The organism is Streptomyces puniciscabiei (assembly GCF_006715785.1).
GTDB lineage: Bacteria > Actinomycetota > Actinomycetes > Streptomycetales > Streptomycetaceae > Streptomyces > Streptomyces puniciscabiei.
The window spans coordinates 1943089-1955857 of sequence record NZ_VFNX01000001.1; the positions used below are offsets into that span (position 1 = coordinate 1943089).

Consider the following 12769-nt stretch of genomic DNA (forward strand, 5'->3'; position numbering starts at 1 on the left):
TGAAGAGGAAAGGATCCGGCAACAGCGGGCGACACGTCGCCCACGGGCGGTAACCCCACTCGTGTGGCGCAACACCACCGGAGATGCACCAGTGCGCCTCCGCCAATCGCTGCACACGCCTTCACATCGGCGGGTGTGGCGCGCAACACTCCAAGGCGCGTGAACGTCGCCGCCCATGGCCCGCCGGAACCGCGGAAGTGAGGGCAAGTCATGTCCGTGCACGACGACATCACCTCGGTCCAGCGCTCTCTCGACGATCTGTACCGGTCGCTGGGACGCCTGGAACACCAGCTCGGCAGCGGCGGCCTGGACATGCGCCGGGTCCGGCTGGACGCCGACCATCTGCGGGAGAGCGTGGCGCTGCTGCGTGAGGCGGCCGCCTCGCCCGAGTCGCCCCGCCGACCCGACCTCGTCACCATCTCCGACGCGCCGTACGACACCAGCCTGTGGGTGGGCTCGGACGACGAGGGCCTGGGCGCCCGAGACCGCCACGCCCCCTGATCCACCGAGCCGTCCCCGAGCCACAGGTCCCCGAGCGCAGAACGAGCCATAGAAGCGGAGCCCCGCATTGGCCACTGGTACGGAACCCCAACAGAACAGCGGCGGCGTACGGACCACCGCGCGCGCCGAGATCGCCGCCCCGCATCTGCGGACCGACCGCTGGTGGCTGGCGCCCGCCGTCACCGCGGCCGGTCTGCTGGCCTTCGTCGTCTACTCGACCTGGCGGGCCTTCGCGAACGCGGACTACTACTCGGCGCCGTACGTCTCGCCGTTCTACTCGCCGTGTCTCGCGGAGAACTGCAAGAGCATGCCTGCGGGGCCGAACGCGGACCTCTTCGGCAGCTGGTGGGCGATCTCCCCGGCGATCATCATCCTGATCTTCCCGCTGGGCTTCCGCCTGACCTGCTACTACTACCGCAAGGCGTACTACCGCAGCTTCTGGGCGTCCCCGCCCGCCTGCGCGGTGGCCGAGCCGCACAGGAAGTACTCCGGTGAGACCCGCTTCCCGCTCGTCCTGCAGAACGTCCACCGGTACTTCTTCTACGCGGCGATCCTGGTCGCGGGCGTGCTGACGTACGACACGGTGCTGTCCTTCCGCGACACGCACGAGAACTGGGGCCACATGGGCCTCGGCACCGTGGTGTTCCTGGTCAACATCACGCTGATCTGGGCCTACACGATCTCCTGCCACTCCTGCCGGCACATCGTCGGCGGCAAGCTCAGGCACTTCTCCCGGCATCCCGTGCGCTACAAGGCGTGGCAGTTCGTCGGCAGGCTCAACGCCCGCCACATGCAGCTGGCCTGGGCGTCTCTGCTGAGCGTGGCGCTCGCCGACTTCTACGTCTATCTCGTCGCGTCCGGGGTCTTCGCCGACCCGCGCTTCTTCTAGAGACCAGTGAGGATCTGAGCGAATGTCCGTGGTCGACCGCCAGGAGTGGGACGTCGTCGTGGTCGGTGCCGGCGGCGCCGGGCTGCGGGCCGCGATCGAGGCGCGCGAGCGGGGTGCCCGTACGGCGGTGATCTGCAAGTCCCTGTTCGGCAAGGCGCACACGGTGATGGCCGAGGGCGGCATCGCGGCGGCGATGGCCAACGCCAACGAGCACGACAACTGGCAGGTCCACTTCCGCGACACCATGCGCGGCGGCAAGTTCCTCAACCAGTGGCGGATGGCCGAGCTGCACGCCCAGGAGGCCCCCGACCGGGTCTGGGAGCTGGAGACCTGGGGCGCGCTGTTCGACCGCACGAAGGACGGCCGGATCTCCCAGCGCAACTTCGGCGGCCACGAGTACCCGCGGCTCGCGCACGTGGGCGACCGTACGGGCCTGGAGCTGATCCGCACCCTCCAGCAGAAGATCGTCGCCCTGCAGCAGGAGGACTTCAAGGAGACCGGGGACTACGAGTCCCGGCTGAAGGTCTTCCAGGAGTGCACGGTCACGCGGGTCCTCAAGGACGGTGACCGGGTCTCCGGTGTCTTCGCGTACGAGCGGGAGAGCGGCCGTTTCTTCGTCCTCGGAGCCCCAGCCGTGGTGATCGCGACCGGCGGCATCGGCAAGTCCTTCAAGGTGACGTCGAACTCGTGGGAGTACACGGGCGACGGCCACGCGCTCGCACTGCTGGCGGGCGCGCCGCTGCTGAACATGGAGTTCGTGCAGTTCCATCCGACGGGCATGGTCTGGCCGCCGTCGGTGAAGGGCATCCTCGTCACCGAGTCGGTGCGCGGCGACGGCGGGGTCCTGCGGAACTCCGAGGGCAAGCGGTTCATGTTCGACTACATCCCGGACGTCTTCAAGGAGAAGTACGCCGAGTCGGAGGAGGAGGCCGACCGGTGGTACGAGGACCCGGACAACAACCGGCGCCCACCGGAACTCCTCCCCCGCGACGAGGTGGCCCGCGCCATCAACGCCGAGGTCAAGGCGGGCCGGGGCTCGCCGCACGGCGGGGTCTTCCTGGACGTGTCCACGCGTATGCCGGCGGAGGTGATCCGGCGCCGGCTGCCGTCCATGTACCACCAGTTCAAGGAGCTGGCGGACGTCGACATCACGGCGGAGGCGATGGAGGTCGGGCCGACCTGCCACTACGTGATGGGCGGCATCGCGGTCGACTCCGACACCGCGGCCGCACGCGGGGTGCCGGGCCTGTTCGCGGCCGGTGAGGTGGCCGGCGGTATGCACGGCTCCAACCGGCTCGGCGGCAACTCGCTCTCCGACCTGCTGGTCTTCGGACGCCGCGCGGGCTGGCACGCGGCGGAGTACGCGCAGGGGCTGGCCCACCAGCGCCCGCCGGTGGACGACGCCCAGGTCAACACGGCCGCGGCGGAGGCCCTGCGCCCGTTCTCCGCGGAGGCGGACCGGGAGGGCGAGGCGGGCCCGCCGGAGAACCCCTACACCCTGCACCAGGAACTGCAGCAGACCATGAACGACCTCGTCGGCATCATCCGCCGCGAGGGCGAGATGGAGCAGGCCCTGCACAAGCTCGCCGAGCTGCGGGTACGCGCCCGCCGCGCCGGGGTCGAGGGCCACCGCCAGTTCAACCCCGGCTGGCACCTGGCCCTCGACCTCAGGAACATGCTGCTGGTCAGCGAGTGCGTGGCCCGGGCCGCGCTGGAGCGCACCGAGTCGCGCGGCGGCCACACCCGCGAGGACCACCCCACGATGGACCGCAAGTGGCGCAACGTGAACCTGCTGTGCGCCCTCGCCGACCCCACCGGCGGCCTCGCGGCGACCGATCCCGGCCGCGGCCAGATCCGCCTCAGCCGTGAGACCACGGCCCCCATCCGCCCGGACCTGCTCGCCCTCTTCGAGAAGGAGGAGCTGGTCAAGTACCTCGCCGAAGAGGAGCTGTACGAGTGAGCAGCTACGAGGCCCGCTTCAAGGTGTGGCGGGGTGACGCCGAGGGCGGCGGCCTGGAGGACTTCGAGGTCGAGGTCAACGACGGCGAGGTGGTGCTGGACATCATCCACCGCCTCCAGGCCACCCAGGCCCCCGACCTGGCCGTGCGCTGGAACTGCAAGGCCGGCAAGTGCGGTTCGTGCTCGGCCGAGATCAACGGCCGCCCGCGGCTGATGTGCATGACCCGGATGTCGGTGTTCTCCCGCGAGGAGACGATCACCGTCACACCCCTGCGCGCCTTCCCCGTGATCCGGGACCTGGTGACGGACGTCGGCTTCAACTACCAGAAGGCGCGGGAGGTCCCGGCCTTCGTGCCGCCCGCCGGGCTCGGTCCCGGCGAGTACCGGATGATGCAGGAGGACGTGGACCGCTCGCAGGAGTTCCGCAAGTGCATCGAGTGCTTCCTGTGCCAGGACACCTGCCATGTCGTGCGCGACCACGAGGAGAACAAGACGGCGTTCGCGGGCCCGCGCTTCCTGATGCGGATCGCCGAACTCGACATGCATCCGCTGGACGCGGCCGCCGAGACCGGCCTGGACCGCAAGCGAACCGCGCAGGACGAACACGGCCTCGGCTACTGCAACATCACCAAGTGCTGCACCGAGGTCTGCCCCGAGGGCATCAAGATCACCGACAACGCCCTGATCCCCATGAAGGAGCGCGCGGTCGACCGCAAGTACGACCCGCTGGTGTGGCTCGGGTCGAAGATCAGGAGGCGGTCTTCGTAGGTGCGGGGCGACCGGGGCGCTGGGCGAGGAGCTGGACCACCATTCCGCCCATCCACAGGCACCAGCCGAGGGCCGGAAGGGGTGCCAGCCCCGCGTCGGAGAGGGGCCCGAGGAACATGAACAGGGCCAGCCCGACCGCGTTCACCAGCGCCCCGTACCCCCACAGCCGTGGCCGCAGCACCCGGCGGCGGGCCACCGGCGGTACCCACACCCCCACGACGGCCAGGACGCCGAGCGCCCCCATGAGCGTCACCGCGAGGACGGCCGCCACCACCAAGAACATGTGCATGCCGGTCATGCTCCCACCAGATACAGGGCCTCGGCCAACGGCCGGCAGCCGGCTCCGGTGACGGTTCTGTGCTGTCGTGTTCCGGTCACCGGACCCAGTCCTGCCGATACGCTTTCCAGTCCGCTTCGGTGGCCGCGAAGTCGACGTAGAGGGCGACCCCGAAGCGCGCCCGGTCCTTGTCGGTGCGGGACAGGCCGAGGCGGACACCGCGTACCGCGGCCGGGACGGTCTCGGCACGGGCCCAGTGGCCGAAGCGGTTCTCGTGGTAGAAGGGCAGGCCCATGAGCAGGTCGGTGGACTCGGGTGTGACCTCGAGGGCCAGCGAGGTCTGCTGGGCGACATAGCCGCCGTACAGGCTCTGCAACGGCTGCATGGTGTCGTACGACATCACCGCGATCTGGTCGACACGGCGCGCCACCTGCCCGAAGTACGCCTGCGACCACCACTTGGGATGGCCCGTGGCCGTGCCCCAGAAGGAGTGGAGGGCCGGCAGCGGATCGATCTGGTGGGCGGCGACTGAGAGCACCGCATGGTGGGCCCGGGTGACGCGGCGCAGGGCGTCCAGGAGGGCGAGGTAGTTCCGGTCGCCGGAGTGCAGGGGCTCCAGATCGAAGTGGGCACCCTGGAAGCCGGCGTCCAGGATCCGGCGGGTGGAGGCGACCACGTGGGAGCGGGTCGCGGGGCGCTCCAGGTGCATGGCGTACGGCTTCTCGGGGGCGACCTCGTCGCCGAGCCAGGCCTGGACGCGGAGGTGCGGCGCTTTGCCGTGCAAGGTCTCGACGAGCCAACGCGCCCGTGGGTAGGCCGACCCGGGAAGGGTTCCGTCGTGCTCCAGGGGGCCCGCGTGGACGTACAGGTCGCGGATGCCGGTGTCGCGCAGACGGCCGGCCAGGGCGGTGACGTCGGCGTCGGTCCTGCGGCCGTCGATCCAGGCGTGACCGAGCCAGATGGCATCGCGGTCGCGGGTGTACGTGCCGCGTTCGGGGGTGCCGGTGTAGTTGATGCGGAGCGCGGTCTCCGCGGCGAGGGTGGGGAGGAGCAGCAGGAGGACGAGGGCGAGCGCGGTGCGCCGCAGTGTGCGAGGCCAGGTGCGCTTCCGGCTCCCACCGGCCGGGCGGCTTTCGCAGTCGGGTACGGGTGGCTCCTGCGGTGCGTCCTCGGCGGGGGCGCTCCGAGCCGGCCGCCGCACGAGCTCGCCGGCTCCCCCCTGCGCTCCTGCCCCGTCCGTCACCGGCCGGTCGCTGCCTCTGGCGTCCATTCCTGACCCCCTGCCCATCCCGTCCCCCAGCCGTATCCGTCCCGCTCGCGAAGCCGCCTACCTGCCCATACGCTCCGAAATGTGACGTCCTCCCTGATCCGCGGCCGGCCCCGGCGCGCCAAGGCGCACATACGCGTGCGGGTGGCGCATGCCGTGCTGGGTGTCGTGGTCGGGGCCGGGTGGCTGGTGTTGCCGGTGATGACGGTCGGTGCGCAAGATCCGGTTCCCGTGACGCCCAGCGGGACCGTCGCGAGCGCCGCCGCGCCGCCGCAGGAGGAGACGTCGACCGCCGACCTCGTGCTGCCCCTGATCGCGGTGGTCGCCGCCGTGGGGCTGGCCGGATACGGCTACCTGCGCCGCACCCGCCGTGCCCGGACCCGTACGACCCCCGGGATCGTCTCGGCCGCCCCGCCCGCGCCCACTCCGGCCGACTCCGAGCGCCAGGCGCGCGCCGCGCTGGTCCTGGCCGACGACTGTGTGCGCACGAGCCGGGAGGAACTCTCCTTCGTCCGGGCGCATTTCGCGGAGGCGGACACCGATCCCTTCGACCATGCGCTGCGGGCCGCCGAGACCGAGCTGGCGGCCGCGTGCGCGATCTGGCGGCGGTACGAGCAGGGGGTGCCGGAGGACGACGTGGCCCGGCGGCAGGCCCTGGTCGGCGTGGTCGGCCGGTGCGCGGAGGCGGGACGCCGGCTGGACGCCGAGGCTGCCGCGCTGGACCGGCTGCGGGAGCTGGACGGGCCGGGGCTGGCCGGGGCGCTGGAGGTCGCCGAGTGGCGGTTCCGGGAGCTGACGGGGCGGACGCTGACCGCCGGGGACACCCTGACCTCCCTGCGCGACCGCTGCACGCCGGCGGCCGTCGCGCCCGTCACCGGATACCTCGAACAGGCCAAGGACCGGCTGGTGTTCGCCACCATGCGGCTCAACGAGGCCCGCCAGTCGGCCGACGCGGGCGCCGGTGCGCGGGCCGCCGGGCAGCTGCGGGCCGCCGAGGGCGCGGTGGCCCAGGCCGACGTGCTGGTCACCGGGGTGGAACGGCTCGCCGCCGAGCTGCGGGAGGCGGCGGCGCTGGTGCCGGCCGCGCTGACCGGCGCGGAGGCGGAGATCGCGGCGGCCCGGAAAGGGGGCGTGCCGGGTCCCCTGACCAGCGGTGAGCTGCACGCCCGGCTGGCCCACGCGGACGCCGTGCTGGCCGCCGTACGGCAGGAGCTGACGGCCGGCCCGTACGACCCGCTCGACGCCCTGCGCCGGATCGCGCGGGCGGTGGAGCGGCTGGAGACGGGCCTTGCCGGTGCGCCGTCCGCCGCGGCGCTGCTCGCGGCGAGGAGTTCGGTCGCCGGCGCGGACGACTTCGTCACGGTGCACCGGGGCGCGGTGGGCCCTGAGGCACGGGTCCGCCTGGCGGAGGCGGCACGCGAACTGGGTGCCGGCCACGCCGCCCAGGCCGATGAACTGGCCCGCGAGGCCCGGGACCTCGCCGAACGGAACGTACGGGCCCACGGCAACCCGCACACCGCCGCCGACGGCGATGTTCCGGGCCTGGCGGCCGCGGTCCTCGGCGGAATCCTCCTGTCCGAAACCCCGGACGCCGGTCCCCCGGCAAGCTACGGCGGCCCCCGGACAAGGTCCCGCCACGGCTTCTCAACGCCTGCGTAGCCGAGGAAGCCGTGCCCGGGGGTCTGGGGGCGGAGCCACCGGTGGGCGGCTCAGAAGAGGCTCAGCAGGGCCTCCGCCGGGTCGGTCAGGCCCGCCTCCGCCCCGGGCAACGGCAACTCGAACCACACCGTCTTGCCGCGAGGCGTACGCCGCGAGCCCCACGCCGCACTGAGCAACCCCACCAGCTGCAGCCCCCGGCCCCCCTCGTCCGTGTCCCGGGCGCGCCGCCGACGCGGCTGGACCAACCCGCTGTCCCACACCTCACAGACCAGCGTGCGGTCGAGCAGCAGCCGTAGCCGTATCTCCCCCTCGCCGTACCGCAGCGCGTTGGTGACCAGCTCGCTGACGAGCAGTTCCGTCGTGTCGACCAGCGGCTCCAGATCCCAGCTGAGCAACTGCCCCCGGGCATACTCCCGCGCCCGCCCCACACTCCGCGGCTCGCGCGGCAGCGTCCAGTCGCCGACGCACTCGGCCGGCAGCCCCTGGACCCGGGCCATCAGCAGCGCGATGTCGTCCTCGCCGTGGTGGGTGTCGAGGGTGTTGAGGACGTGGTCGCAGACGTCCTCCAGAGGGCGGGACGGGTCCGTGAGCGCACCGACGAAGGCCTGCAGGCCCTCGTCCAGGGGGTGGTCGCGGGACTCGACCAGGCCGTCCGTGTAGAGCGCCAGCAGCGCGCCCTCCGGCAGCTCGACCTCGACCTCCTCGAAGGGCTCGCCGCCCACCCCGAGCGGCATGCCGGGCGGCACGTCCAGCATCAGGGCCGGCTCACCGGGCTCGACCAGCACCGGCGGCAGATGGCCGGCGTTGGCGAACGTACAGCGTCTGGTGACGGAGTCGTAGACGGCGTACACACAGGTCGCCAGGTAGACCTCGGAGAGGTCGGCGTCCCTCGGCTGGCGGGCGGTACGGGTCGCCTGCTGCACGCCTCCCGGCGTCCCCAGCCCCCGCGCGATCTCGTCCAGCGCCGAGAGCACCTCGGCCGGTTCGAGATCCAGCAGCGCCAAGGTCCGTACGGCGGTGCGGAGTTCCCCCATCGCGACGGCCGCCCGCAGGCCGCGCCCCATCACGTCGCCCACCACCAACGCCGTACGGTGGCCCGGCAGTTCGATCACGTCGAACCAGTCGCCGCCCACCTCGGTCGCCGCGTTGCCCGGCAGATAGCGGCAGGCGATGTCCAGCCCGGAGGCCTCGGGGTCACCGGGCGGGAGGAGCGAGCGTTGCAGTATCAGCGCCCGTTCGTGCTCCCTGCGGTACAGGCGTGCGTTGTCGATGCAGACCGCGGCGCGCGCGGCCAGCTCCACCGCCAGGTCCCGGTCGCGGTCGCCGAACGGCTCGCTGCCCTTGGCGCGGGAGAACTGGGCGAGGCCGACGACCGTGTCGTGGGCCACCATCGGCACGGCCAGCGTGGACTGCACGAGGCCGCCCTCCTCGGGGGGAACGGCTCGCGGCCGGGCGGTGCGCAGGGCGTCCGCGCAGGGCGAGTTGAAGGGGAAGTGGTGGACCGCGCCGACCTCGACGGGCTCGCCGGAGCCGGCGAAGGGGGCGCCGGCGACGGCGCTCGCGAAGGCGACGCGGCGCAGTTCGGCGCTGCCGTCGGTGAGCCCGGGCGGGGTCTCGTCGCCGGTGAGCAGGCCCTGGTAGAGGTCGACGGTGGCGAGGTCGCAGAAGCCGGGGACGACGACGTCGAGGAGTTCCCGGGCCGTGGTCTCCAGGTCGAGGGAGTTCCCTATGCGCGCGCCGGCCTCGTTGAGCAGGGCGAGGTTGCGCCGGGCGGCGGCGGCCTCGCGGGCGGCGGCCCGGCGGGAGGTGATGTCGGTGCCGAGCCAGGCGATGCCGATGGGCCGGCCGCTGCCGCCGTGCACGCGGTAGAGGTTGACGGACCAGTGCCGGCGTTCCTCGGAGCCGGGGAGGTGACCGGTGACATGCATGTCGGTGATGGACTGGCCGGTCTCCAGCACCCGCCGCAGGGTGGCCGAAACCCGCTCGGCCTCACCCCGCGGCAGATAGTCGTGAACTCCCTTGCCCCGGTGGTCGTCCGGGGTTCCGCCGAAGGTGGAGGCGAACCGTTCGTTGGCCCGACGGACTCTCAGATCGGTGTCGATCAGCAGGAATCCGAACGGGGACTGACCGAAAATGGCCTGCGAGGCGGCCAGATCGGTCTCGATGCTGCGCAGGGTGCGGACGTCGACGACGATGCACACGGCGGCCTTGTCGCCCTCGGCGGTCCGGGTGGGCATGACGTAGACCTCGGCCAGGCCCTCCTCGCCCCGCGTGCCGTCCGCCTTGTCCGGCATCCGGAAGGGCACCACCCCGGTCCACTCGCGCCCGTCGAGGATTTCGGCCATCTTGCGCTGGCCGCGCTCGCGCAGGTCGGGGTCGATGAAGGCCTCTATCGGGTCCATGCCGACGGCGCGTGCGGCCGGGACGCCGAAGAGCTGCTCGGCGCGCAGGCTCCACTGGTCGACCAGCCCGCCGGGGCCGATGGAGAAGGACGCGACCTTGATGTAGTCGTAGATGGAACCGGGCGGACTGCTCTGCCACATGGCGTCGCCGGGTGCGGCGGCCTCCGCGGCCTGGTTCATCGCGCCGTCCGACGGGTCCTCGGACTCCGTGGCCTTCGCTGGTATCTCGCTCACGCGAACCGTCCCCTCCAGCTCACCGCGCCCGGCACCGGTCACCGACAGCGGCTGCCCGCAGTATCCAGCACTACGGCGCCGCATGACACGGTGTTCACGATCACAGCTCGGTCCAGATGTTTTTCGGACCGACCGTGAGAACACTTCCACTCTTCTAACCAGGGAAAGCGTCCTCGAATCACGCGCCCCGGAGCCGGCCGCGCGCCCGCGGCGCACGGTGGACGCACCCCCGCCGGCCGTACACCCCCCTGCCCCCCGAGTGCTTCCCGCTCACCCCGGCACCGCCAGTTCGAACCAGACGGTCTTCCCGCTCGCGCCGGGCCGGGTGCCCCAGCGGCGGGAGGAGCCGGCGACCAGCTGCAGACCGCGTCCGCTCTCGTCCTCGTCGTGGGCGACGCGTTCGCGCGGCGGGTCGGGCAGCGGGTCGGACACCTCCACCAGCAGCGCGTCGTCGAGCCCGAGGGGACGTACGAGCCGTACCCCGATGGGGCCGGTGGCGTGCCGCAGCGAGTTGGTGACCAGCTCGCTGACCAGCAACGCGGCCAGGTCGGCGACGCAGTCGAGGTGCCAGCCGTGCAACTGGCGGCGGACGGCGGCGCGTGCGGTGCGCACGGCGCCCGGCTCCGCGGGAAACGTCCACTCGGCGCAGTCGCCATCGGTGTCGATCACGCCGATCACTTCCCAGGCCAGCCAGCCCACCCATGTCCGGTTTCATGGGGTTAATGGGCACATACCCGATATCCCAGCGGGAGTACCGCACAGGAGGGCGCACAGTGGCACGAACGGCGTAGGGAGCGCTCAGCGCGGGCCGGTGGTGAGCCGGGGTGAGACCTCGCGGACGGCCGGCACGTCCTGGTCGAGCCAGTCGACCTCCCAGATGCGGTCCGGGGTCAGCCAGCGCAGCTCGTCATGGTCCTGGAGGGGCCTCGGTGCGGGCGAACCGGGGCGCAGGCGGGCGGTCCACACCTGCAGGACGTACGGCGCGCGCAGCGGCCACTGACCGGGCACCCGCTCGACCGCTTCGGCCTCGATGCCGAGCTCCTCGCGCAGTTCGCGCACCAGGGCGTCCTCGGGCCGCTCGCCCGGCTCGACCTTGCCGCCGGGCAGCTCCCAGCGTCCGGCCAGGTCGGCGGGTGCGCTGCGGCGGGCGGCGAGCAGCCGGCCGGCATCGAGCAGGGCGGCTCCCACCACCACGGTCCGGTCCGTCATCGGTGTGCCGGGGGTCATGGACGTCATGGGGCGGAGCCTACGGGAGGGCGCGTGTGGTCAGTTGCGGGCGCCGTCCCCGTTCTGGCCGATGCGCTCGACCCAGTAGAGCTGTTTGTGTCCCCGGTCGTCGAGGCTGTCGGCGATCTTCTGGGCCTCGGCTCGGGTCGCGTAGCGGCCCACGCGGTAGCGATTGCCGTTGTCGTCCTGCCGTATCACGATCCAGGGCAGGGAGACCGTCCCCTCACTCATGGCCCCCACCGCCCGCGCCGCTCCTTCTCGCACCGCCCCACCCGCTTCCGCTTCCTGTGGGCCCCCGCCGTGCCCCACCTAAGGAAACCGCAATACGCATATGCCCGAGCGTACGCCCAACCTTTACGCAGCGAACACGCCTTTTCACAAAGAGGTATGCAACCGGCCAGTACGCAGGGGGCGCACGGGAGCGAACGCGCCGCTGTGAGCGCCGCCGTCGCGAGTCGGAGGCATATCCGTGTGACCCCTGACCACCTGGGAAAACGGCCGAATTGTGGCCTTGGTTCAACCCGGCCGGAGGTCGCGCGACCAGAGGTCACGCCGGCCGAAGGCGCCAGGGGTGTGCGCTACCTCACTCGGGGGGCGCGCACGGGGACAGCGATACCGCGGCGGGGTTGGGGGACAAGGTGCCGGTGGGGCCCGAGGGCGGGCGCGTCAGCCCTGCGGGTGGCCGGCCACCCCCTCCAACCCACGTCATCTGACAGGCAAGTGATAGGCCACCTGATACCGGTCCGCCGGGATCACCACGTCGGCCGTCTCCACCGGGCGGCCCGAGGCGTAGTACGTGCGGTGGACGACCAGGACCACATGGCCGGGGACGCCGCCGAGGGCGTGGAGCTCCTCGGCGAGGCCGGGGCGGGCGCCGACCTCCTCGGTGACGTTGTCCACGATGACGTCGATGGCGCGCATGCGCTCGACCACGCCCATGCCGCCGAGCGGACCCTCCTCGGGCAGCATCACCGGGGTGCGGCCGGTGACGGCGAGGGGCTCCCAGGAGGTGGAGAGCATCATCGCCTCGCCGGCCTCGCGGAACAGGTACTTGGTGCGCATCACCCGGTCACCGGCCTGGATGCCCAGCCGCTCGGCGATGGCGGCGCCGGCCTCGGTCTGCTCGCTGCTGGACTCCCAGGTGCCGCGTACCGAGGCGTCCGCCTGCTCCTGCCGGAAGGGCGTGGCACCGGTGGCCGGGCGGTATCCGGAGCGGGCCACGCGGCGGGGCACCGGGCGCTCGCGGACATACGTCCCCGAACCGGAGCGGCCCTCGACCAGCCCCTCGGCCATCAGCACCTTGCGCGCCTCCAGCGCGACGGTGTCCGAGACGCCGTACTCCTCGCGGATGCGGGCCTGGGAGGGCAGGCGGGTGTGGGGCGGCAGCGAACCGTCGACGATCTTCTTGCGGAGATCACCCGCGACACGCAGGTACGCCGGCTGCTCACCGAAAGTCACTGGCCGCTCCCATCAGGTTGTACAGACAGCAACAGCCTGGCAACCGTGGGTTGTGCCGTGCAAGCGAAGGCCAGGGAATCACTCGATGTGATTACGCGAGGCGCGCAGGGCCTTTACCCAGGCACTTT

Annotated in this window: 12 protein-coding genes; 5 read left to right on the forward strand and 7 right to left on the reverse strand. The window is 72.1% G+C overall.

Annotated features, from left to right (window positions below; all coding sequences use genetic code 11):
- The first annotated feature begins 210 nt into the window (after positions 1-210).
- From FB563_RS08685 to FB563_RS08700, 4 genes are all read left to right on the forward strand, one after another.
- A complete protein-coding gene (locus FB563_RS08685) occupies positions 211-501 on the forward strand; it encodes a hypothetical protein (RefSeq protein WP_055706753.1) in 291 nt (96 codons plus the stop codon).
- A gap of 67 nt (positions 502-568) precedes the next feature.
- On the forward strand, positions 569-1390 hold the full coding sequence (locus FB563_RS08690; RefSeq protein WP_055706752.1) for a hypothetical protein: 822 nt from the start codon (positions 569-571) through the stop codon (positions 1388-1390).
- Positions 1391-1412: 22 nt separating this feature from the next.
- Positions 1413-3350, forward strand: a complete 1938-nt coding sequence (locus FB563_RS08695; RefSeq protein ID WP_055706751.1) for a fumarate reductase/succinate dehydrogenase flavoprotein subunit — start codon at positions 1413-1415, stop codon at positions 3348-3350.
- Entirely contained in the window at positions 3347-4117 is a 771-nt protein-coding gene (locus tag FB563_RS08700) for a succinate dehydrogenase/fumarate reductase iron-sulfur subunit (RefSeq protein ID WP_055706750.1), read from the forward strand. The genes FB563_RS08695 and FB563_RS08700 overlap by 4 nt, the downstream gene beginning before the upstream one ends.
- Here FB563_RS08700 and FB563_RS08705 read toward each other — a convergent pair.
- The gene (locus FB563_RS08705; protein WP_055706749.1) at positions 4098-4406 is read right to left on the reverse strand and encodes a hypothetical protein; all 309 of its coding nucleotides are present in this window, start codon (positions 4404-4406) and stop codon (positions 4098-4100) included. The genes FB563_RS08700 and FB563_RS08705 overlap by 20 nt on opposite strands.
- Positions 4407-4491: 85 nt before the next feature.
- The gene (locus tag FB563_RS08710) at positions 4492-5664 is read right to left on the reverse strand and encodes a glycoside hydrolase family 18 protein (protein ID WP_107100647.1); all 1173 of its coding nucleotides are present in this window, start codon (positions 5662-5664) and stop codon (positions 4492-4494) included.
- An 81-nt stretch (positions 5665-5745) separates the two neighbouring features.
- Between FB563_RS08710 and FB563_RS08715 the strand changes: the two genes are divergently transcribed.
- Positions 5746-7320, forward strand: a complete 1575-nt coding sequence (locus tag FB563_RS08715) for a hypothetical protein (RefSeq protein ID WP_055706748.1) — start codon at positions 5746-5748, stop codon at positions 7318-7320.
- A gap of 50 nt (positions 7321-7370) precedes the next feature.
- On the opposite strand, the gene FB563_RS08720 is transcribed toward FB563_RS08715, so the two are convergent.
- The 5 genes from FB563_RS08720 to FB563_RS08740 form a co-directional block, all read right to left on the reverse strand.
- A complete protein-coding gene (locus tag FB563_RS08720; RefSeq protein ID WP_055706747.1) occupies positions 7371-9956 on the reverse strand; it encodes a SpoIIE family protein phosphatase in 2586 nt (861 codons plus the stop codon).
- A gap of 270 nt (positions 9957-10226) precedes the next feature.
- Positions 10227-10655, reverse strand: coding sequence for an ATP-binding protein (locus FB563_RS08725; RefSeq protein ID WP_055709735.1), 429 nt, complete (start codon positions 10653-10655; stop codon positions 10227-10229).
- Positions 10656-10754: 99 nt separating this feature from the next.
- Positions 10755-11165, reverse strand: a complete 411-nt coding sequence (locus FB563_RS08730; protein WP_107100774.1) for a (deoxy)nucleoside triphosphate pyrophosphohydrolase — start codon at positions 11163-11165, stop codon at positions 10755-10757.
- A 57-nt stretch (positions 11166-11222) separates the two neighbouring features.
- Complete coding sequence (locus FB563_RS08735; RefSeq protein ID WP_055709733.1) at positions 11223-11414, reverse strand: SPOR domain-containing protein; 192 nt, start codon at positions 11412-11414, stop codon at positions 11223-11225.
- Between the two features lie 474 nt (positions 11415-11888).
- Positions 11889-12641, reverse strand: coding sequence for a GntR family transcriptional regulator (locus FB563_RS08740; protein WP_142218571.1), 753 nt, complete (start codon positions 12639-12641; stop codon positions 11889-11891).
- Positions 12642-12769: the final 128 nt, after the last annotated feature.

Bases quoted from the DNA above. Each gene is read 5' to 3' on its own strand.
- FB563_RS08685 (WP_055706753.1), top strand. From the start codon at position 211: ATGTCCGTGCACGACGACATCACCTCGGTCCAGCGCTCTCTCGACGAT.
- FB563_RS08695 (WP_055706751.1), top strand. From the start codon at position 1,413: ATGTCCGTGGTCGACCGCCAGGAGTGGGACGTCGTCGTGGTCGGTGCC.
- FB563_RS08705 (WP_055706749.1), bottom strand. From the start codon at position 4,406: ATGCACATGTTCTTGGTGGTGGCGGCCGTCCTCGCGGTGACGCTCATG.
- FB563_RS08710 (WP_107100647.1), bottom strand. From the start codon at position 5,664: ATGGACGCCAGAGGCAGCGACCGGCCGGTGACGGACGGGGCAGGAGCG.
- FB563_RS08730 (WP_107100774.1), bottom strand. From the start codon at position 11,165: ATGACGGACCGGACCGTGGTGGTGGGAGCCGCCCTGCTCGATGCCGGC.
- FB563_RS08735 (WP_055709733.1), bottom strand. From the start codon at position 11,414: ATGAGTGAGGGGACGGTCTCCCTGCCCTGGATCGTGATACGGCAGGAC.